The 20,353-nt window shown below is 68.8% G+C and carries 24 protein-coding genes; 16 read left to right on the top strand and 8 right to left on the bottom strand.

Annotation, left to right across the window (positions count from 1 at the left end; translation table 11 throughout):
- Positions 1–57 precede the first annotated feature (57 nt).
- On the bottom strand, positions 58–2,037 hold the full coding sequence (locus EPY72_RS06330; RefSeq protein WP_135805877.1) for a MutS-related protein: 1,980 nt from the start codon (positions 2,035–2,037) through the stop codon (positions 58–60).
- Between the two features lie 138 nt (positions 2,038–2,175).
- Between EPY72_RS06330 and larE the strand changes: the two genes are divergently transcribed.
- Positions 2,176–3,063 carry an ATP-dependent sacrificial sulfur transferase LarE gene (gene larE / locus EPY72_RS06325; RefSeq protein ID WP_135805876.1) on the top strand — a complete coding sequence of 296 codons (888 nt, stop codon included), beginning with the start codon at positions 2,176–2,178 and terminating at the stop codon, positions 3,061–3,063.
- A 214-nt stretch (positions 3,064–3,277) separates the two neighbouring features.
- On the opposite strand, the gene tatC is transcribed toward larE, so the two are convergent.
- Positions 3,278–4,117, bottom strand: coding sequence for a twin-arginine translocase subunit TatC (tatC, locus tag EPY72_RS06320; protein ID WP_134671094.1), 840 nt, complete (start codon positions 4,115–4,117; stop codon positions 3,278–3,280).
- Between the two features lie 228 nt (positions 4,118–4,345).
- Between tatC and EPY72_RS06315 the strand changes: the two genes are divergently transcribed.
- From EPY72_RS06315 to EPY72_RS06295, 5 genes are all read left to right on the top strand, one after another.
- Positions 4,346–6,574: a twin-arginine translocase subunit TatC gene (locus tag EPY72_RS06315; RefSeq protein WP_135805875.1), complete on the top strand. Its 2,229-nt coding sequence runs from the start codon at positions 4,346–4,348 to the stop codon at positions 6,572–6,574.
- 102 nt (positions 6,575–6,676) lie between these two features.
- Positions 6,677–6,850 carry a ribbon-helix-helix protein, CopG family gene (locus EPY72_RS06310; RefSeq protein WP_134671092.1) on the top strand — a complete coding sequence of 58 codons (174 nt, stop codon included), beginning with the start codon at positions 6,677–6,679 and terminating at the stop codon, positions 6,848–6,850.
- The gene (locus EPY72_RS06305; protein WP_134671091.1) at positions 6,843–7,583 is read left to right on the top strand and encodes a queuosine precursor transporter; all 741 of its coding nucleotides are present in this window, start codon (positions 6,843–6,845) and stop codon (positions 7,581–7,583) included. Before EPY72_RS06310 ends, EPY72_RS06305 begins: the two co-directional genes overlap by 8 nt.
- A 103-nt stretch (positions 7,584–7,686) precedes the next feature.
- Positions 7,687–8,463, top strand: a complete 777-nt coding sequence (locus EPY72_RS06300; RefSeq protein WP_135805874.1) for a DUF7537 family lipoprotein — start codon at positions 7,687–7,689, stop codon at positions 8,461–8,463.
- A gap of 47 nt (positions 8,464–8,510) precedes the next feature.
- Entirely contained in the window at positions 8,511–8,720 is a 210-nt protein-coding gene (locus EPY72_RS06295; RefSeq protein ID WP_135805873.1) for a hypothetical protein, read from the top strand.
- Here the strand turns inward: EPY72_RS06295 and EPY72_RS06290 are convergent.
- Positions 8,717–9,475: an SAM-dependent methyltransferase gene (locus EPY72_RS06290; protein WP_134671088.1), complete on the bottom strand. Its 759-nt coding sequence runs from the start codon at positions 9,473–9,475 to the stop codon at positions 8,717–8,719. The two genes, EPY72_RS06295 and EPY72_RS06290, sit on opposite strands and share 4 nt — an antisense overlap.
- A 219-nt stretch (positions 9,476–9,694) precedes the next feature.
- Between EPY72_RS06290 and EPY72_RS06285 the strand changes: the two genes are divergently transcribed.
- The 5 genes from EPY72_RS06285 to EPY72_RS06265 all read left to right on the top strand — a co-directional run bounded on the left by EPY72_RS06285 (position 9,695) and on the right by EPY72_RS06265 (position 13,893).
- On the top strand, positions 9,695–10,714 hold the full coding sequence (locus EPY72_RS06285) for an ABC transporter substrate-binding protein (protein WP_134671087.1): 1,020 nt from the start codon (positions 9,695–9,697) through the stop codon (positions 10,712–10,714).
- Positions 10,715–11,419, top strand: coding sequence for an ABC transporter permease (locus EPY72_RS06280; protein WP_134671086.1), 705 nt, complete (start codon positions 10,715–10,717; stop codon positions 11,417–11,419). It abuts the gene before it with no gap.
- Positions 11,420–11,529: 110 nt separating this feature from the next.
- Entirely contained in the window at positions 11,530–12,291 is a 762-nt protein-coding gene (locus EPY72_RS06275) for an ABC transporter ATP-binding protein (RefSeq protein ID WP_135805946.1), read from the top strand.
- Positions 12,292–12,293: 2 nt separating this feature from the next.
- Complete coding sequence (locus EPY72_RS06270) at positions 12,294–13,004, top strand: TOBE domain-containing protein (RefSeq protein ID WP_135805872.1); 711 nt, start codon at positions 12,294–12,296, stop codon at positions 13,002–13,004.
- Positions 13,005–13,149: 145 nt separating this feature from the next.
- A complete protein-coding gene (locus EPY72_RS06265) occupies positions 13,150–13,893 on the top strand; it encodes a DNA polymerase sliding clamp (RefSeq protein WP_134671084.1) in 744 nt (247 codons plus the stop codon).
- 24 nt (positions 13,894–13,917) lie between these two features.
- On the opposite strand, the gene EPY72_RS06260 is transcribed toward EPY72_RS06265, so the two are convergent.
- The gene (locus tag EPY72_RS06260) at positions 13,918–14,508 is read right to left on the bottom strand and encodes a DUF7474 family protein (protein WP_134671083.1); all 591 of its coding nucleotides are present in this window, start codon (positions 14,506–14,508) and stop codon (positions 13,918–13,920) included.
- Positions 14,509–14,626: 118 nt separating this feature from the next.
- Between EPY72_RS06260 and EPY72_RS06255 the strand changes: the two genes are divergently transcribed.
- Both EPY72_RS06255 and EPY72_RS06250 read left to right on the top strand, forming a co-directional pair.
- On the top strand, positions 14,627–15,136 hold the full coding sequence (locus tag EPY72_RS06255; protein ID WP_135805871.1) for a DUF367 family protein: 510 nt from the start codon (positions 14,627–14,629) through the stop codon (positions 15,134–15,136).
- A gap of 68 nt (positions 15,137–15,204) precedes the next feature.
- The gene (locus EPY72_RS06250) at positions 15,205–15,354 is read left to right on the top strand and encodes a 50S ribosomal protein L40e (protein WP_134671081.1); all 150 of its coding nucleotides are present in this window, start codon (positions 15,205–15,207) and stop codon (positions 15,352–15,354) included.
- Positions 15,355–15,409: 55 nt separating this feature from the next.
- Here EPY72_RS06250 and EPY72_RS06245 read toward each other — a convergent pair whose 3' ends face one another.
- The gene (locus tag EPY72_RS06245) at positions 15,410–16,021 is read right to left on the bottom strand and encodes an MBL fold metallo-hydrolase (RefSeq protein ID WP_135805870.1); all 612 of its coding nucleotides are present in this window, start codon (positions 16,019–16,021) and stop codon (positions 15,410–15,412) included.
- 84 nt (positions 16,022–16,105) lie between these two features.
- On the opposite strand from EPY72_RS06245, the gene EPY72_RS06240 reads away from it, so the two are divergent.
- From EPY72_RS06240 to EPY72_RS06230, 3 genes are read left to right on the top strand one after another with little or no spacing between them, the layout of a single operon-like run.
- Positions 16,106–16,294: a DUF5786 family protein gene (locus tag EPY72_RS06240; RefSeq protein ID WP_134671079.1), complete on the top strand. Its 189-nt coding sequence runs from the start codon at positions 16,106–16,108 to the stop codon at positions 16,292–16,294.
- 3 nt (positions 16,295–16,297) lie between these two features.
- Positions 16,298–16,855, top strand: a complete 558-nt coding sequence (locus tag EPY72_RS06235; RefSeq protein ID WP_135805869.1) for an endonuclease dU — start codon at positions 16,298–16,300, stop codon at positions 16,853–16,855.
- Between the two features lie 52 nt (positions 16,856–16,907).
- A complete protein-coding gene (locus EPY72_RS06230) occupies positions 16,908–17,501 on the top strand; it encodes a uracil-DNA glycosylase (RefSeq protein WP_134671077.1) in 594 nt (197 codons plus the stop codon).
- A 53-nt stretch (positions 17,502–17,554) separates the two neighbouring features.
- On the opposite strand, the gene phnE is transcribed toward EPY72_RS06230, so the two are convergent.
- From phnE to EPY72_RS06215, 3 genes are all read right to left on the bottom strand, one after another.
- The gene (gene phnE / locus EPY72_RS06225) at positions 17,555–18,508 is read right to left on the bottom strand and encodes a phosphonate ABC transporter, permease protein PhnE (RefSeq protein ID WP_134671076.1); all 954 of its coding nucleotides are present in this window, start codon (positions 18,506–18,508) and stop codon (positions 17,555–17,557) included.
- Positions 18,505–19,260 carry a phosphonate ABC transporter ATP-binding protein gene (gene phnC / locus EPY72_RS06220; RefSeq protein WP_134671075.1) on the bottom strand — a complete coding sequence of 252 codons (756 nt, stop codon included), beginning with the start codon at positions 19,258–19,260 and terminating at the stop codon, positions 18,505–18,507. Before phnC ends, phnE begins: the two co-directional genes overlap by 4 nt.
- Positions 19,261–19,356: 96 nt before the next feature.
- Positions 19,357–20,313: a phosphate/phosphite/phosphonate ABC transporter substrate-binding protein gene (locus tag EPY72_RS06215; protein WP_135805868.1), complete on the bottom strand. Its 957-nt coding sequence runs from the start codon at positions 20,311–20,313 to the stop codon at positions 19,357–19,359.
- Positions 20,314–20,353: the final 40 nt, after the last annotated feature.

The following is a 20,353-nucleotide window of genomic DNA, read 5'->3' as shown; positions in this document are numbered from 1 at the left end:
CGTCCCGTCGGTCCAACGAACCCACGCTCGGCGCCCAGACGCGACCGGAAACGGCTCTCAGAACTTCTCTAGCAGTCGGTCGTAGAACCCGCCGTCGTCGCCGTCCGAGAGCTTCTCGACGATGAGTTCGGGCGTCGAGCGCGCGAGGTGATTTTTCACCGGCGAGCGGTTCACCACCAGTTCGCCGTCTTCGAGCCCCTCGGCCTCGATGCCGTCGACCGGCACGTCGTAGTCGGCCATCTCGCGGATCTCGGCCGCGAGGTGCGAGACGAACACGCCGGTCACGTCCTCGCCGCGGAGCGCTTCGAGGATGCCCGCGATGATCTTGGCGGACGCGCCCGGCTCGGTGATGCTCTCTAACTCGTCGACCAGCACCAGCCGGTCGGCGCTCCCGTCGGTCAGCCCCGCGAACTCCCGGAGCGTCGACTCGAACGCGCCCGCGTCGAGCGTCCCCTGGGTCTTGGCGTGGTAGTGGAGCTCCGAGACGCGCTCGATCCGGACCGACTCGGCGGGCACCGGGAGCCCCATGTGGGCCAGAATCGCCACGAGCGCGACCAGATCGAGCGTCGAGGTCTTCCCGCCGCTGTTGACCCCCGAGAGCAACGCCACGTCCGAGACCGCGTAGTCGACCGGCTCGACGGCATCGAACCCGACGTCCAAAAGCGGCGAGCGCCCGGCCTCGATGTCGAAGCCGGACTCGCCGTCGCCGACGAACGCCGGCATCGTACAGTCGAAGTCGGCGGCGAACCGCGCGACCGCGAGCTCGACGTCGAGTTCGAGCGCGGTCCGGACGAGCGCCGCGGCGTCCTCGCGCCGGTCGGCGAGGTCGGCCGCGAGCTCGCGCTTGCGGCGGGCCGCTCGGCGGTCTCTGGCGGCGACGAGGTCCTCGCGGAGCCGCGAGACCGTCTCCTCGTCGTGCTCGACCGGGAAGGCGGGTTCTTCGGGGAACGCCCGGCGGGCGAGTTCGGCTTCCCCGCTGTCGAGGTCGAGCGCCTCCGCGAGGTGGTCGCGGGCCGCCGCGACCGCGGCGGCGTACTCGTCGCTGAGCTCCCGGGACAGAAGCGAGTCGACGCCCGCGCCCTGTTCGACCAGCGAGAGCAGGTCCGACCCCTCGACGGTCACGTCCCGCTCCTCGATCGCGTCCCGGAGGTGGTCGTTGGCGACGCTCTCGGCGGTCGCGACCGCGGCGTCCAGATCGTCGATCGCCCGACTCAGCCGGTCGAGTTCGTCGTCGCCGACGACGGTGCCGTCGGCGTCGACCCGGTCGAGGGCGTCCTCCAGCGCGTCGAGGTCCAGCGGCGGGTCGATGCCGGCCGCCCGGTGGACCGCGGCGGCGGCCCGGAGGCTGTCGCGGTTCGCCGCGAAGAACGCGAGCGAGCGCTCGGGCACCACGTCGGCCGGCCGCTCCAGGGCGTCGGGCTCGACTCGCACGTCGCCGTCGACGCTCACGCCCGCAAACGCCTCGTCGAGCGCGACGACCGTCGAGTACCCCCGCGCGAGGTCCGCGAGGTCCCGGGCGTCTTCGACCACCTCGACGCTGAGCTCGGGGATCGCCTGCTGGGCCTCGCTGTAGCGCTCGGCGTCGGCGGTCGCCAGACACCGGTCTCGAACCACCACGTCGCGGGGCTCGGCGAGCGGTTCGACGTCGGCGAGCGCCCCCAGTACGTCCTCGTCGGGGTCGCGGTCGAGCGCCCGCTCGGCGAACGCCCTGACCTCCTCGATCCGCGAGCGCACGCCGCTCGGGTAGAGCGTTTCGAGGCGCTTCTCGCCGTAGCTCGTGACGGTGCGCTCCCGAAGCAGGCCGAGCACCGCCCGGTAGAGCTCGGTCGCTCGATCGGTCGCCAGGAAGCCGCCGGGGTCGTCGTGGCGCTCTCGGATCGCCGCCCGCGCGATACTGGCGGCCCGGCCCTCCGAGATGCCCGGCGCGCTCGCGAGCGCGGCCACGTCGCCCGATTCGAGCGCGCCCTCGGGGTCGTCGAGCTCCGCGAGCGCCGCGGCGGTCTTCGAGCCGACGCCGGATATGGCCTCCAGCTCCATCGGGGCGTAGTTCCGACCGCTGGTTTAAAAACGTTCGCGGGTCGGCGGGGCGTCGACGCCCGGGACGGGCCGCGTTCGCCGACCCCGCCGACGTGGCGTCCAACGCGCTTTTCTCCCGTCCGTCCCAAAGCTCGGGACATGGCTTCAGTCGAGGCGAAAGCGCAGGCGATCAGAGACGACCTCGCCGACCGGGAGGGCGTCGTGGTCGCGTTCTCGGGCGGCGTCGATTCGAGCGTGGTCGCGGCGCTGGCCCGCGATGCGCTGGGCGAGGACGCCGTGGCGTGTACCGCCAAGAGCGAGACCCTGCCGGCCGCCGAACTGGACGACGCCACCCGGGTCGCCGAGGAGATCGGCATCCGCCACGAGATCGTCTCCTTCTCGGAGCTCGAGGACCCCGACTTCGTCGAGAACGACGGCGACCGGTGTTACCACTGCCGGACGATGCGGCTCGGCAAGATGTTCGAGACCGCCGAGCGACTCGACATCCCGGTGGTCTGTGACGGCACCAACGCCAGCGACGCCGACGGCGGCCACCGCCCGGGACTCCAGGCGGTCGAGGAGCTCGACGCCTACTCGCCGTTGCTCGCCCACGGAGTCACCAAAGACGAGGTCCGCGAGCTCGCCGACGAGTACGATCTCTCGGTCGCGGACAAGCCCTCGATGGCGTGTCTCTCCTCGCGGATCCCCACCGGCCTCGAGGTCACCGAGGAGAAACTCACCCGGGTCGAGCGCGCCGAGGCGGTGCTCCGGGACTGGGGGTTCGACCAGTTTCGAGTGCGCGACCACGACGGACTCGCCCGCATCGAGGTCGGTCGCGACGAACTCGACGTCGCGCTCGACCCCGACTTCGCGGCGGCGGTCCGCGACCGGCTGACCGAGATCGGCTTCGAACACGTCACTCTCGACCTCCACGGCTACCAGACGGGGAGCGTCAGCCCCGAACGCGAGGCCGACCCCGACGCCGACGGGGCGGACGAGCCGGTGGTCGAGGACGTGTTCGCGGCGGAGTACCCGACCGGCGAGTAGCGCCCGGCGCGGTCGCTGTCGGCTCGGGACCCGAGAAAGTTGTATGGGCGTTCGCACCCAGGGTGGCAGTTTGCTGGCACGCGAACTGCGTATTGTAGCTGCTGGCACGCGAGCTAAGTGGCAGGCACGAACGCTACGAACACCTACGGATTCGCCCGCCTTAGTTATATGCCGATTACGCTCGTGAAATTTGTCGTTGACCGGACGGGACTCCTCACCGACCGGTCCACTTCAGGAGCAACAGCGTGCCCTCGAACAGCAGGATCATCGTCGCGGTGGTGAGGATCGGCGCCATCCCGGTCGGGTCGGGGGTGAACAGGAACGAGACGCCGAGGAACGCCCCCCAAAACAGCAACCGCCGGTCGGCGAGCCACCGTCGGGTGGTCAGCCCCATCATGATGGCGAGCATGATAAACAGCGGGATCTGGAACACCACCGCCAGATACCCCATCAGCATCAGGATGAGGTTGAACGTCTTGGTCAGCCCGAACGCGAGCAGGTCGGTCGGGCCCTCGGTGTAGTAGATGAAGTAGGTAAAGATCGCGGGCAACACGGCAAAGTGGGCGAAGCTGACGCCGACGAACGCCAACACGAGGCTCGTCGGCACCGCCGCGAGGTAGTAGCGCCGCTCGTGGGGGTAGAGGCCGGGTCGCATGAAAAGGTACGTCTGGTAGACGAAGATCGGGAGCGCCACGATGATGCCCGCGAGGCTGGCGACCTTGAGTTCGGTCAACACCAGCGCGAGCGGGTGGTAGATCCGGGGGCGGCCCTGATCGCCGACCTCCGCGATCGAGATGATGTCGTTCCAGAGGAAGTTGATGACCTCCTCGGCGAACGGAAGCGCGATGGCGGTGATCCCGCCGGCGACGACGACGACGACCGCGAGCCGCTTGACCATCTCCTCGATGTGGTCGGCGAGCGGCATCTCCTCGTCTTCGAGGGGCTCTTCGGGCGCTGTCGGGCCGGTAGGGTCGCGGTCCCCCAGCGACTCCGAGCCGTCCTCGGGCGTCGCTGGGGAAATGTTGCTCGCGGTCGCCTCCGGTTCGTCAGCCATTCAGTCGGTCTAAGCGCGGGCTCTATTATAGGCCTTTTGCGAGCGCCCCGAAAACCGGGCGCCACGAGGGGTCCAAGCGCCGGCCCCGCGCGACTCGACCGGGATTGATACCTCCTTCGCGACGAGATCGAACCGACCTCGTCGCCGGGCGAGCGCGGGCGCGTGACGGTCGATTCTCCGGTTTAACAAGAAGATTGATAACCGAGACACGGCTACCACGTCCAAGGAATGTCTGGAACTGGAAGTAGCATCGTCGACGAGGACACCGCCCGCGCGGTCAACAGCGGGCGCGAGACCGTCGGTGCGATGCTCTCGACCGCCCAGGACCACCTCCGGAAGGTGTTCGTGGTGTTCCTGCTGGGCTTTCTGGCGAGCTTCTACGCGATCCGGGGCGCCGGCTGGCCCTATCTCAAGGAGGTCACGACCGCCCAGATGTCGCCGGACCTCGCCGAGAGCATCAACGTCGTCGCGGTGACGCCGTTCGACGTCATCCTCCTGCAGGCGAAGATCGGCCTCGTCGTCGGGATCCTGTTTTCGGTGCCGATGTTGCTGTACTACGCCCGCGACGAGTTCCGGGACAAGTCGTGGCACCCCCAGTCCCCGATCGCCCGGTGGAAGATCGCGACGCTCGCGGTCCTCGCGTTCGCGCTCTTTTTCGGCGGCATCCTCTACGGCTATCTGGTCTTCTTCCCGCTGATGTTCCAGTTTCTCGCGGACAACGCCACGTCCGCGGGGTTCCAGACCAACTACTCGATCGTGAAGTGGACCGAGTTCATCCTCTTTCTCTCGCTGTCGTTCGGCCTCGCCGCCGAGCTCCCGCTCGCGATGAGCGGGCTCGGCTACACGGGGATCGTCCCCTACGAGACGTTCCGGGACAAGTGGCGCTACGCGATCCTCGGCATCTTCCTGTTCGGCGCCCTCGCCTCGCCTCCGGACCCGTTCACCCAGCTGATGTGGGCGACGCCGCTCATCCTGCTGTACGTCTTTAGCCTCTATCTCACCAAGGCCGTGGTGACGCTCAAGCGCGGGAGCGAACAGCTCAGCCTCGCCGGCGTGATCCGCGACGACTGGATCCGGATCCTCGGCGCGCCCGTCCTCGTCTTCCTCGGCGTCCGGATGGCGCTGACCGGCGGCGGCCGCGAGACGGTCAACGACTCGCTCCCGGCCGACTACCAGCTCCCGCCGGTCGAGTCGGTCGTCGGGCTCCCGCGGACCCAGTCGGTGCTGGCGGTCGCCGGCGCGCTCGCGGTCGTGACGCTCGCGCTCGCGGTGCTCTACTACTTCTTCCGGGCGCTCGACGAAGTCGACACGGGTCCGAGGCCCGCTCGCGGCGGCTCGCCCGCCGACATCGACCTCGGCCCGCTCGACGCGGGCGCGGTCCGGGCCGCTCCGCCGGAGGTGTTCGAGGAGATGAGCGAGGAGGACGCGGTCGGCTACGCACGGCAGGCGATGGACGAAGACGAGGCCGAGAAGGCCCAGGCGATCCTCGACCGCTACGACGAACTCAACCCCGACGACGAGGAGGCCGACGACGAAGCCGCGGCGGCCGCGACCGGGGACGCCGAGGTCGCCGACGGCGACGCCGGGGAGTCGTCCCCTGACGACCCCGAGGACTCGGCCAATCCGGTCCAGAGCACCGCCGCGGGGATGGCCGACGCGTTCACCGAAGACGAGACCACCGAGGAGGACATCGGCGGATGGTACTACGACATCCGGTTCATCCTCGACAGCCTCACCTCGAAGGTGTTCTGGCTCGTCGGCATCTTCATGGCCGTGCTCGCCGCGGTGTTCACGGCCCTCTACATGGGCGGGATCGGTATCATCCGCCAGGACTTCCTCCAACGGGTCCCGGCGGACGTCCGCCCCGAGCCCGGGTCGAGCGGCGAAATCCTCGACATCGTGGTGCTCCACCCGGTCGAGGCGCTCATCTTCGAGGTGAAGATATCGACGCTGTTGGCGGGGGTCGCGGTCGTGCCCGTCCTGCTGTACTGGGCGTGGCCCGCGATGAAAGAGCGCGGGCTGGCGTCGGGCGACCGCCGGGTGTTCGGCGTCTGGGCGGCCACTATCGGGGTCGGACTGCTCGCGGGGAGCGCGCTTGGCTACCTGTTCGTCGCGCCGAGCGTCATCTCGTGGCTGGTCGCCGACGCGGTTCGGGCCGAGATGGTGATCTCTTACCGGGTCAGCAACTTCTTCTGGCTCGTGTTCTTCACCACCGCCGGCATCGGACTGCTCGCCGACGTGCCCCTGACGATGTGGCTGTTCCACTGGGGGGACATCGTCCCGTTCGACGCGATGCTCGATCGGTGGCGCGAGGTCACCATCGCGGTGTTCGCGGTCGCCGGCCTCGTGACTCCAGACAGCCTCTACACGATGTTCCTGCTCGCGATCCCGATCTCGCTGGCGTACGGCGTCGGACTCGGCGTGCTCTGGCTGGTGACCGTGGGCGGGCGTCGGTAGCCGCTCCGCTTTTCGATCCGCCCGTCGGTCCGTGACTCGTCGGCGCCGGCCCTACCTCTCCGGCGTCGAACAGTTTATACGACCGAGCGATAATACTCGGATATGACCAAGATAAGCGTGGAAGTGCCCGACGAGCTACTCGACGACCTCGACGACCACGTCGGGGAGGAGGGGAAGTTCGTCAATCGGAGCGAGGCGGTGCGGGCGTCGGTTCGCAAGATGCTCGACGTGCTCGACGAGATCGACGAGCGCCACGGGAGGCTGGAGGATGAGTAGCGGGTCGAACCCGTACCGCGGCGAGGTCGACGCGCTCGCGACGGGCCGGATCGCCCTCGTGGCGCTGTTCGTCACCGCGCTGGTGACCGCCCAGCTCACCGCCTCGAAACTGCTCGCGTTCTCGGTGCCGGTCGCGCTCCCGCTCGCCGGCGAGTCGCTCGTGATGCCCGGCGCGGCGCTGGCGTACGCGCTGACGTTTTTCGCCTCGGACTGCTACTCCGAGCTCTACGGCCCAACCGAGGCCCGGAAGGTCGTGCTCGTGGGCTTCGCGATGAACTTCGTGTTGCTCGGACTGGTGTGGTCGACCATCGCCGCGCCTGCCGCACCGTTCAGCGACGTCGATCCCGCGACCTTCGAGCGGGTGCTCGGCGCGAGCACGAACATCGTGGTCGCGAGTCTGCTCGCGTACGTCGTGAGCCAGAACTGGGACGTGGCGGTCTTCCACCGCGTCCGCGAACTCACCGGCGGAGCCCACCTCTGGGCGCGCAACCTCGTCTCGACCGCGTCGAGCCAGCTTCTCGACACCGTCATCTTCGTCGGCGTCGGGTTCGCGGTCATGCCCGCACTCCGCGGGGCCGACCCGCAGGGGCTCGGCGCGCTCGTCTCGCTGGCGGTCGGCCAGTACGTCCTGAAGCTGTTGATCGCGCTCGCGGACACGCCGTTCGTCTACGCGGTCGTGGGCTACCTCCGTTCGCGGGGCCACGTCCCGACTCCGGCGAGCGCCGCCGACTGAGCCTCGGCGTCCGCCGTCGGTCGCGCTCCGCACTCGCCCTCGATGGGCCGGGATCGTGCGGACACCGACACCTCTTTTTGGCTCCCGCGACTTCGGGCGGTACATGCGACGCAATGCCCTCCTCCTGTTAGCGGTCGGCTGTCTCGTCGTCCTGGCGGGCTGTTCGGGCGCGCTTCCGGGCGGAGCCGACGAACCGACGACCGCCGACGCGGCGGCCGAGATGAACTACCCCGACGCGGTCTCCGCGAACGGGACCAACGTCTCCGCGCTGGCCGCCGGCCACGCCGAGGCGCTCAACGGCACCGGCTTCTCGCTGTCGCTCGCCACGGCCCAGAACGGCTCGTCGGGCGAGCAGTCGGCCGAACTCGACGCCGCGGTCGGCCCCGACCGCGAGCGGGTCCGCGCGAACGTCTCGGGCGCGGGCCAGCGCACCGAAATCTACGCGACCGCCGAGAAGCGCTACCAGCGGCTCTCGGCCGGCAACGAGACCGCCTACCGCGTCACCAACCGCACGTCTCAGGCCTCACAGGTGGTCCCGTCGTCGCTCTCGGGCGCGGTGTACCTCGAACAGTACGCCGCGGCGACGAACGCGAACCTCACGCCCGACGGCGTCCGGGAGATCGACGGCACGACGGTCGTCGTGCTCCGAGCCGACGGCGCCAACGTCTCGGTCCCCGGCGGGACGAACGTCACCGCCTACGACGCGACCGCGCTGGTCGACGAGCGCGGCATCGTCCACAGCTTCGAGGTCTCGGTCGACACCGCGCAGGCCGACTCCGCGGCCACCCTCTCGGTCTCGATGAACGTCTCGGACGTTGGCGAGACGACCGTCGCCGAGCCGTCGTGGCTCGACGAGGCCAAGAACAGTTCGACCGCGTAGGGGCGTTTCGCCGTCCGACTTTTCAGGACCCGCGGCGTGGCTTGGGCATGGGTAGCGACGGCCTGATCGAACTCGACCAGTCGTGTTGGTCGGCGCTGGCGAAGTACAACCTCGTGCTGGCGACCCTGTTCGGCGTCGTGCTGTTGGTTGTCCGCCAGGTCGATCCCCAGCAGGCCCAGCTGTTCTTACTCGTGGAGAACGGCGTGCTGGCGCTGGTGTTCGGCGCGATCCAGACGTACTGTTGGATCTCCCGTTAGGCGAGCTCGGCGAACCCGAACCGGGGTTTGATCTCGGTGATCCGCACCTCGACGGTCTCGCCCTCGTCGGCGCCCGAGACGAAGAGTGTGAACCCTTCGACCTTCGCGATACCGTCGCCCTCCGAGCCGGTGTCGACGATCTCGACTTCGATCTCCTCGCCCTCGCTCACGGGCGCGGTCGTCCGGCCCTTCGCGACGAGATACACCTCCGAGGAGGAGTCTCTGGAGGCGTCGGGGCTCATCGTCCGGACGTACTGGAACTCCTCGTCGATCTCCGCGCGGAGGTCGTCGAGGTCCGGCCCTTCGAACACCTTCACCGCGAAGTCCCCGCCCGAATCGAGCACGTCGAGGGCGGTCTCGAACGCCTGACGGGCGAGGTGGACCGACCGGGCGTGGTCGACCGAGTACTCGCCGGTCATGTTCGGCGCCATGTCCGAGAGGACGACGTCGACCGACTCGCCGGCGACCGCCCGGACTCGCTCTTTGGTCTCCTCGTCGGTCATGTCCCCCCGGACGGTCTCGACCCCGTCGATCGGGTCGATGCGCTGGAGGTCGACGCCGACGACCGTGCCGCCCTCCCCGACCGTCTCGGCCGCGATCTGGAGCCAGCCGCCCGGGGCGGCTCCGAGGTCGACGACCGTCCGATCGGACCCGAGGAGGTTCTCCTCGCGGTCGAGTTGCTCGAGCTTGTAGGCCGCCCGCGATCGGTATCCCTCCTGTTTCGACTTGTTGTAGTAGTGGTCCTTGTGACTCATTTACCGCTTGTAGCCGGCCGCGCTCCTTACGCGCTTCGCTTGTCGGACCGCATCGACCGGCGCTCGTCCGGCCCCCGATCTCGACGGATTCGTAACCGGAATGGGTAACTCGACCGATCCCGCCGCGTCTCTGTCGGTGACACGCTCTCGAGCGGGCAACCGCTATCGGTTTCGATTCGAAAGTAAGGTTTAATATCTGCCTTCCCGACCGTTATTCACATGCCGATACAACGGCGGCGGTTCCTGCAGACCGCGGGCGTCGCGGCGACGCTCGGGCTCGCAGGCTGTACCGGGGGCGATTCGACGGCACAGGAGACGACGACCACAGGGCAGTCCGCCGACACCGGCGGCGGGGACATCGGCGACGGCGAACTGGTCCTCGCGACGACCACGAGCACGTACGACACGGGACTGCTCGACGCGCTCCACCCGCCCTTCGAGGAGGCGTTCGGCGTCACGATCAAGACGCTCTCGAAGGGGACCGGCGCGTCGATCCGGACCGCCCGGGACGGCGACGCCGACGTGATCCTCGTCCACGCCCGCGGCGCCGAAGACAAGTTCCTTCAGGACGGCCACGGCGTCAACCGCCGCGACGTGATGTTCAACGACTTCGTCGTCGTCGGGCCGAGCGACGACCCCGCGGGCATCGAGGGGATGGACAGCGCCACCGAGGCGTTCGCGACCATCGCCGACTCCGGGGAGACGTTCGTCTCCCGGGGCGACGACTCGGGCACGAACAAGAAGGAACTCAACATCTGGGGGCAGTCGGACGCCGAGCCGAGCGGCCAGTGGTACCAGCAGGTAGGCAAGGGGATGGGCGACACGCTGGTCCAGACCAACCAGATCGGCGGCTACACGCTCGCCGACCGCGGGACGTACCTCTCGATGCGCGACGAGATCGACCTCACCATCCTCGTCCAGGGGCCGCTTCAGGGCGGGCCGACCATCCTCAAGAACCCCTACGGCGTCATCCCGGTCAACCCCGCGAAACACGACAACGTCAACTACGAGGCCGCGATGGCCTACGCCGGCTACCTGACGAGTCCGCGAGGCCAGTCTATCATCGACAACTACACCGCGAACGGCTCGCAGTTGTTCTTCCCGAACGCGCTGTCGGAGGAGCCCAACTTCGGCCAGTACGTCCCGCAGGGCTACTCCGCCGAGCAGGCCGAGTCCCTCTCGAAGCGCGACCGCCAGTTCCTCTACTGGGTGGACACACAGGTGCCAAACGACTACTGAATGCTCCTCCAGTCCGCCGTGCTTCCGGACGCCGGGTGGAACTACTTTCTCAGCATCGTCGCGGTCTCGCTGTACGTCAGCGGGACCGCGGTGGCGCTGAGCACGCTCGCGAGCCTGCCGGTCGCGCTCGCGGTCGGGTTCGGGGACTTCCCCGGCAAGCGCGCGGTGGCGGCGGTCATCAACACCGGCATGGGGTTCCCGAGCGTGGTGGTGGGACTGCTCGTCCTGTTGCTCGTCTCGAATCAGGGACCGCTCGGGGAGCTCGGGTTGGTGTTCACGCCGAAGGCGATGATCCTCTCGCAGTTCGTGCTCGCGACGCCGGTCATCACCTCGATCAGCCTCTCGGCGGTCGAGAGCGTCGGCGAGGACGTTCGAGACGCCGCGTTCGCGCTCGGGGGCACCGACGCCGACGTGGCGCTCGCGGTGATCAAGGAGGCCCGCTACGGCATCGTCACCGCGGTGCTGGCGGGGTTCGGCCGGGCGATCAGCGAGGTGGGCTCGATCCTCATCGTCGGGGGCAACATCGTCTACAGCGACGGCACCTCCTACACCCGGACGCTGACGACCGCCATCACGGTCGAGGCCCGTCAGGGGCGTTACGAGGCTGGGCTCGTGCTCGGGGCGGCGTTGCTCGCGCTCGTGCTCGGCGTGAACTGGCTCGGCTCGTGGGTCCGGAGTCGCGGCCGCGGGAGGGGGTCTCAGTGAGCCCGCCCGACCGGGACGACGGCGTCGAGCAAGCCGCCCGTCGCCGCGAAGATTCCGCCGACTCGAGACGCGTCGCGCCGGCGCGCTCGACTGACGAGCGGGCCCCGACCCTGACCGCCGACGACATCCGCTACGCCTACGGCGACGAACCCCTGTTCTCGGCGGCGTCGCTGTCGGTCGCGCCTGGCGAGGTGCTCACGGTGGTCGGCCCCTCCGGCGCGGGCAAGACCACGCTTTTGGGCCTGCTCGGGCTGTTTCGGCCGCCCGACGCCGGCACCGTCCGGTGGGAGGGTCGGGACGTCTGGGGCCGGTCCGACGAGGAGCGCCTCGCGATCCGGCGCCGGATCGGGACGGTGTTTCAGGAGCCGGCGCTGTTCAACGAGAGCGTCGCGCGCAACGTCGGCTACGGGCTCCGGGTCAGATCGTCGTGGCGCGACCGACTCCGGGACGCCGCGGCCCGCGCGATCGGACGGACCGACCCGTCCGACCGCGTCCGGGAGGCCCTAGAAACCGTCGGGCTCGCCGAGAAGGCCGACCGGAACGCGCTGTCGCTGTCGGGCGGGGAGGCCCAGCGGGTCGCGTTCGCGCGCGCGCTGGCGGTCGAGCCCGACGTGCTCTTGCTCGACGAGCCCACTTCGAACCTCGACCCGCGAAACACCGCGGTGCTGGAAGCGGTCGTCGCCGAGGCCCGCGAGGCGGGGCTGGGCGTCGTCGTGGCCACCCACGACATGCATCAGGCCGAGCGGATCTCCGACCGGGTGGCGGTCCTGCTCGACGGCACCGTCATCGAGACCGGCCCGCCCGAACAGGTGTTCGACGACCCCGACGACCCCAGAACGCGAAAGTTCGTAACCGGGGAGCTGCTGTACTGAGTATGAGCGATTCGCCCACCCGCGAGTTCGAGGCCCGCCTCGCCGCCGACGGCGTGGTGTTCGACGAGCGCGACGCCGACCTCCTCCGGGCGATCCGGGCCGCCGGCTCGCTGAACGCCGCCGCCGGGGAGCTGGGCCGGTCGTACGCCCACGCCCACCGACGGCTCGGCGAGCTCGAGGCGGCGTTCGGATCGCTCGTCGAGCGCACCCGCGGGGGCTCGGACGGCGGCGGAAGCGCGCTCACGGCCGACGCCCGCGCGTTGCTCGCCCGCTTCGACCGGCTCTGTGCGGAGTTCACCGGCCTGACCACCGCCGACGAGAACGTCCTCCGTGGCGAGGTCCGCGACCGCGACGGCGAACTCGTCGCGGTCGAGACCGACGCCGGGCGGGTCCACGCGCTCGCGCCCCCCGACGCCTCGACGGTGCAGGTGACCGTCCGGGCCGACGCGGTGACGCTTCACGAGCCGGTCGATGCGCCGGGCGAGACCGCCACCAGCGCCCGGAACCGGCTCGCCGGGGCGGTCGCGGGCGTCTCCGGCGGGGAGACCGTGGGCCGGGTCGCGGTCGACGTGGGCCTCGACGAGCCGCTGGTCGCGGTCGTCACCCTCGACAGCGTCGACCGGCTCGGGCTCGAACCCGGGGTCGCGGTCGTCGCGTCGTTCAAAGCGACCGCCACCCGGGCGACGCCGGCCGCCCGAGACGCCGACCCCTGACCGGCTCCGGTCCCGCGAGCGCTCGACACTCGTCGCCGAGGCGCCCCGACGGGCCGGGACTGCCCGACGCCGAGACCGTCGGGGCCTCGCGCGTGCGCGCCCGAACGGGTGTTTTTTATGGCGGGGGTTCGTAGCCCTCGGCAAGATGTTTAAGGCTATCGTGAGCGCTGACACGCTCCGGGATGCTATCGATTCCGTGAGCGTGCTGGTGGACGAGTGCAAGATCCACCTCGAAGAGGACGGGCTCTCCATCCGGGCCGTCGACCCCGCGAACGTCGGGATGGTGGACCTCGAACTCTCGGCGACCGCGTTCGAATCCTACGAGGCCGACGGCGGTATCATCGGCGTGAACCTCGATCGACTCGACGACATCGCGGGGATGGCGAGCGGCGACCAGCCCATCCACCTCGAACTCGACGAGGAGACCCGCAAGCTCCACATCCAGATCGACGGCCTCGAGTACACCCTCGCGCTCATCGATCCCGACTCTATCCGACAGGAGCCCGACATCCCCGACCTCGACCTCTCCTCGGAGATCGTCGTCGAGGGCGCCGACATCGACCGGTCGGTCACCGCCGCCGACATGGTGAGCGACCACATCGCGCTGGCGGTCGACCCCGACGCCGAGACCTTCGTCGTGGAGGCCGAGGGCGACACCGACGACGTGCGCCTCGAACTCGACCGCGAGGACCTCATCGACCTCGACGCGGGGCCGGCCCGGTCGCTGTTCAGTCTCGACTACCTCAAGGACATGAACAAGGCCGTCCCGGGCGACGCCGAGGTCACCGTCGAACTCGGCGAGGAGTTCCCCGTCAAGCTCCACTTCGCGATCGCAGAAGGGCAGGGCAACGTCACCTTCATGCTCGCGCCCCGGATCCAGAGCGACTGAGCGCTCGCTCGACGCTCCCGGCGATTACAGGCTTCGGTCGATGACAGCCTTCGCGGCCTCGGCCTTCTCCTTCCAGCCGTACCCCGACTCGTAGACGTGGCGTTTGCGGGCCACCAGCTCCTCGGGCGAGGACTCCTCGAACCCGCCCCGGGACCACGTCCCGGTCTCGCGGAGCCAGTCGACGACCCGCTCGCGGGTCTCGTCCCACGAGAGGCCGACCATCTCGTACCACGCGATCATCGCGAACACGGCGTTGTCGTGGGCGCCCGGCACCGACCCCTTCTGGGCGACGGTCTTGATCGGCTCGATGGTCGGGTCGGTGACATGCTCTTTGTACTCCTCGGCGGTCAGCAACTGGAGGTCGCCGCTCTCGGTCTCCAGCACGCGCTGTTCGTGCTGGAGTCGCTCTACGGCGGCCTGGTGGAGCTTGTCCCACGCCCCGTGGACAGCCTCCCGGAGGTCGTCGGCTCCTCGCGGCCCGCCCGAGAGGACCGCCACGACGTCCGTGTAGGCCTTCTCGATGTCGGCCCACTCCTCGCCCTCGAACCGGCAGTCGGGGCCGTGGAGGTTGGTGGTGGTCCGGCAGTCGGGACACGGGTAGTCGAACCGCGGCACAGATGGGCTGTCTGTTTCGGGGTACAAAACTGGTCTGATTCTCGGCTCGACAGCGGCCGCGCTCGGGGCGTATCGCCCTCCGAGCGACTTTTGACTCGGACGTGCCTACCTCCCGCCAGTGAACCTCCACGTCCGGTACGAGGGCGACGACGACCCAGACAAGTGCACGGCGCGCAAGCTCGCGCGCTTCGACCTCGCCGAGCTCCACCGGAGCGACCGCGAGACGCCCTACGGCATCGTCCTGAACCCCCACGCCGAGCGGGCGCTCTCGCCGGCCGACCGCGCCGAGACCGACCGGCTGGTCGCGCTCGACTGCTCGTGGGAGACCGCCGAGCGGGCGCTGTTCGAGATGCCCGGGGTCCACCGCGCGCTCCCGTTTCTGGTCGCGGCCAATCCCGTCAGCTACGGGACGCCCTTCGAACTCAACACCGTCGAGGCGTTCGCCGGCGCCCTGACGATCCTCGGCGAGCGCGAGCACGCCGAGGCGATCCTCTCGAAGTTTACGTGGGGCGAGACGTTTCTGGACCTCAACGCCGAGCCCCTCCGGCGGTACGCCGACTGCGAGGACTCCGCGGACGTCGTGGCGGTCCAGCAGGAGTACCTCGACGCCGGCGAGGACTCGCCGTAGTCGCCGAGACGGCGCCCCGCCGAGCCCACTCGGTAAGGTTTAAACGCGGCGGCGGCCAACCCACCCCTATGGCTAGCTTCGAGAAGGCGGAGTCGCGAATCCTCGACAAGATGATCTGCATGCGGTGTAACGCCCGGAACCCCAAAGAGGCCGACAACTGCCGGAAGTGCGGCTACGGCAACCTCCGGCCCAAGAGCAAAGAGCCGCGCAACGCCTGATCGCGGACTGTCGCTTCTCGACCGTCTCTCGCGTCCGAACAGCGCCGACGCCGGGCTACTCGTCGGGGTACTTTGGCTCGCGGCGCTCGGCCCGCTCCAGCGCGCGCTCGATGACCGCGGTCACGTCGCCGTGGAACGACTCGCCGTGCCCGGCGTACATGCGCTCGACGCTGGCGGGGAGTCGCGTCAGGATCTCTCTAATGCTCTTGATCTCCCGCTCGCGCGACTGGCCGGTGGCGTCGGTCCGACCGAAGCTCCCGTCGTCGAACGCGCCGTCGCTGTAGGTCACCACGTCGCCGGTGAAGATCGTCCGCTCGGAGACGAACGCGAGGTGGTCGTCGGCGTGACCCGGCGAGTACACCGCCTCGAACGTCTCGTCGCCGATCTCGACGATGTCGCCGTCGTGAAGCTCGCGGGTCCGGCGCGGATGATCGTCGTAACACAGCAGTTCGGGCTCGAACGCGTCGAGCACCGCGTCGAGTTCCCCGACGTGGTCGCCGTGCTGATGGGTGAGCACTACCGCGTCGACGTCGTCGACGCGCTCGCGGACGACGTCGACGACGCCCGGCATGCTCCCGACGTCGACCAGCACCGTTCGGTCGCCGACCGCCAGAAACGCGTTCGACGTGAACGTCTCGGCGTCGTCGGTGACGTTGTAGACCTCCATAGCGGACTGTTTACGCCCTCCTCTCAAAAGCCTGACGGGCGGGCGGGAGACTTTAGTGACCCAAGCGTGTAGTATCAATCAGCCATGGGATTTGGGAGCTACGACGAGTCCGAACAGGACAATCAGGAGTACGACTCTGATTTCGACGACGACAGCGGCGTCAACACCGAAGAAAACTCCCACGAAGGCAGCGTGGACTTCGAAATTGGCGCGTCGAACGACGAACTCATCGACCGTCTCAAAGACATCAAAGACGAGGAAAACGAGGCCTGACCGGTGAAACCCGGCGTTCGAGCGCTGGGCGTCGCGGAATCCTATCGGGCGGAACAGACCACACTCGCGGGCGCGGTCGTCCGCGCCGACCGCGTCGCGGACGGGTTCGCCTACGCCACCGCCACCGTGGGCGGTCTCGACGCCACCGACGCAGTTATCGACCTTTTCGACCGACTCGACCGCGAGGACGCGAGATACGTCTTCGTCGCGGGGATCGCGCTGGCGTGGTACAACGTCGTCGACCTCCGGCGGCTCGCCGACGCCGTCGACCGCCCGGTCGTCTCGGTCACCTTCGAGGCGAGTCCGGGGCTCCGCGAGGCGCTGGCCGCCGAGTTCGACGGCGAGGCGCTCGACCGCCGACTCGCAATCTTAGAGGCTCAGCCGCCCCGCGAGCGCCTCGCGGTCAACGACCAGACCGTGTTCGTCCGGTCGGTCGGTCTCGACGCCGGGGCCGCCCGCGACCTCGTCCGGGCGTTCACGCCCGAGGGCGGCCGACCCGAACCGCTCCGGGTGGCCCGGCTCGCGGCCCGGGCCGGCGACGACCTCCGCCGGGCGGAGTGACGGCCGACCGCAGGCCACCGACACTTACTATCCCCGGCCCGTGTCCCCGCTCATGGGAGACATGGACGGACTCGACGTGACCGCGTGTACGAACTGTCCGGCGCTGGTCGAGTCCCGGAGTCGCATCGTCAACGGGACCGGCCCCGCGGACGCCGACGTGCTGTTCGTCGGCGAGGGGCCGGGCGAGCAGGAAGACAGAGATGGCGAGCCGTTCGTCGGCCGGAGCGGGACGATCCTCGACGACACGCTCCGCGAGAAGGGGCTAGCGCGGGCCGACGTCCGGATCACCAACTGCGTGCGGTGTCGCCCGCCCGAGAACCGCGACCCCACCGGCGAGGAACTCGAAAACTGTCGGGGGTACCTCGAAGCCGAGATCGAACTGATCGACCCCGACGTGGTGGTCGCGCTCGGGAAGGTGCCCAGCGAGCACCTGCTCGAACGGGACGTGGCGGTCACCAGCGAGGCCGGCACGATCGAGCGGGCGACGCTCGGGGGCGCCGATCGGGACGTGCTGATCTGCGTCCACCCCGCCGCGACGCTGTACGACCGGAGTCAGGAGGAGACCCTCGACGCCGCACTCGAGAAGGCCGCCGCGATGGCGGGCGACGGGGGAGCCGGCGGCCAGTCGCAACTCGGCGACTTCTGAGAGCCCGAAAACGAGGGTCGAACCCGCGCCGCCGACGGGGCGAGTTGCCGACTCTACCGCCACATCGACTCGGCCATCCGCTGGGGGAACTCCGTCAGTAGCTGGAGCAGTCCCTTGGTCTCGGCGTCGTCGTCGGCCCGGATGTACGACCGGGTGCGCTGGCTGATCATCTCGACGCTGATGACCAACACGAGGATGACGAGGATGGTCGCCATCATGTTGGTGTAGTGGAACAGCCCGCGTTCGGTCGAGAGGACGTACCCCAGACCGCCGCCGCCGATCAGCCCCATCGTGACCGCGATCCGGACGTTGATCTCGAGGATGTACATCGTCCACGCGATGAACGGCGTCACGACCTGACTCAGCATGCCGAAGACGATCGTCTGTCGGCGGTCGGCGCCGGTGGACTCGATCGCCTCGATCGGCCCGGTCTCGACCTCTTCGAGCGCGTCGGTGAACAGGCGCCCGAGGTTGCCCATCGTGTCGGTGCCGATCGCGAGGGTCGCGGTGAACGGGGTGACGCCCCCGAGCGGGATGTAGATGAGCGCCCACACCAGCGCCGGGATCGCGCGGATGGTGCTCATCATCCCGCGGAAGATGAAGTTGAACGGGAACGGCGTCACGCGCTCGCTACCGAGCACGCCCAGGAGCAACGCTCCGGGGAGCCCGAGTAGCGTGCCCGCAAAGCCCATCGAGAGGGTGATGATCGCCTTGCCGAACAGCCCCCGCTCGACGATGAACGCCCAGTAGGCGTCGAAATCGAGGAAGACGAGCCCGCCGACGTACGTCGTCGTCGGGAAGAACTGCCCGAGCGCCTCCCGGAACGAGGGCCAGTAGTAGATGATCTCGCCGATAGAGAACCCGACCTGATCGAGCGCCAGATTGAACAGCACGCCGACCAGCGCCACGACGAGGAGCATCCCGAACCGCCGGATGCGCTTCATCCGCTTGAGGTCGCCGAGCCGCTCGGTGACCCGGTCGCTGACGTCGTCGGTGTCGACGCTCATGCGTTCGCCTCCCGCTCGTTTCGGATCGAACTGGTCTCGATGTTGCCGTAGATGCGGTCGATGACGTCGACGGTGAGGTCCTCGCGGTAGCCGTCGAAGACGAGTTCGCCGTCCTTCAGGCCGACGAACCGCTCGCCGAACTCCCGGGCGAGGTTCACCTGATGGAGGCTGGCGATGGTCGTCAGGTTGCGGCTCTTGGCCGCGTCCCGGATGTACCCCATCACCGTCTCGGCGCTCGCGGGGTCGAGGCTCGCGACGGGCTCGTCGGCCAGCAGGAGGCTGGGCTGTTGGACGAGCGCCCGCGCGATGCCGACCCGCTGTTGCTGGCCGCCGCTCATCCGCTCGGCGCGCTGGCCGGCCTCGTCGAGGAGGCCGACGGTGTCGAGCGCGTTCAGCGCCTCGATCTTGTCCGCGCGGTCGTTGCGCTGGAGCAGGCTCCGGAGGAACGGCGTCCGGTTGAGCGACCCGGTGAGCGCGTTGCCGTACGCGCTCATCTGGCCGATGATGTAGTGTTGCTGGAAGATCATCGCCACGTCGTCTCGCGGCCCGGTTATCTCTTCGTCGCCGATGCTGATCGTCCCCTCGGTCGGCGAGGTCAGGCCGTTCAGACAGCGAAGCAGCGTCGACTTACCGGCTCCCGACTCCCCGAGCAGGACGACGAACTCGCCGTCCGGGATCTCGAAGGAGATGTCGACGAGCGCTTCCACGTCGCCGTAGGTCTTGGTGAGATTCTCGACTGTGATCGTGCTCATGCTTAGGTCTCTGTTCGGTACGGGCCGGTCCCGTCCGAGTCCGCCTATCTCTAATGGGAGAGTACTGGGTCTAAAACAATGCGATCGAGTGTGAGTTTAGACCTGACCGAGTTCGAGGCCCAGTTCGTCGATGACTTTCTGAACGGGCTCGTAGTCGCTCACGGAGCCTTCGTTGACGCCGGTGAACCAGAGTTCCTCCTCGGCGTTCTCGTCGACGAGGTCGCTCTCTTCGGCGTTCAACAGCGCCTCCCGAACGCCGTCGCGGGCGTCTGCCTCCCAGTCGCGTCGGACCAGAATCGGCGCGCGCGGGATCGGATCGGACGCCTGCAGCAGGTCCAGCTGGGGGTCCTCGCTGCCGGCGTCCTCGACGCTGGGGTTGTACTTTTTCACGCGGTCGGGGAGCTGGCTCTTGGGGACGTGGGTGATCGTCGAGAACGCGCCGGTGCCGGCGGCCATCACGGGATCGCGGTTGACGAGCGTCTCCCGTGCGGTCGAGTGGTCGGACCACTGGCCTTTGAAGTCGACGGGGTCGCCCTGCGGGGCGTCGCCCACGTCGAGGCCCGCCTGACTGAGCATGTACAGCGGGAACAGCGAACCGCTCGTCGACAGCGAGTCCGCGAACGCGATGGTCTCGCCTTCGAGGTCTTCGAGCGACTCGATGTCGTTGTCCGCGAGCGTGGTGATGAACGAGAAGTACTTGGCGGCGCCGTACGCGACTCGGATGCCCATCACGTCGGTCGAGCCCTGATTGTCGCCCTCGATCGCGACCGCGGGCGCGGCGTCGGCGATATCGGCCTGTCCGCTGTCGAGCGCCTGAAGCACCGCGGCGTAGTCTTTCGCTACGTTGGACTCGATCGTCACGCCCGCCTCCTCTTCGAGGTGGGTGAAAAGCGGCTCGTACTGCTGTTGGACGTCGACGTCGGACTCGGCTGGCGACAGGATGAAGTTGACTGTCTCGCTGTTGCCACCGCCCGAGAGGTTTCCGATACAACCGGCCGTGAGGCCGAGCGTTCCGACCGCAGCCGTCGACGTGAGGAATGTACGCCGTTCCATGGGTGAGTCGTCTGAATCCTCAGACAGATGTCGGTTAAAT

It is taken from the genome of Halorussus marinus (assembly GCF_004765795.1).
GTDB classification, from domain to species: domain Archaea; phylum Halobacteriota; class Halobacteria; order Halobacteriales; family Haladaptataceae; genus Halorussus; species Halorussus marinus.
Note: the sequence above shows the minus strand (reverse complement) of the source record. Positions and strands in the feature narration are given on the sequence as shown.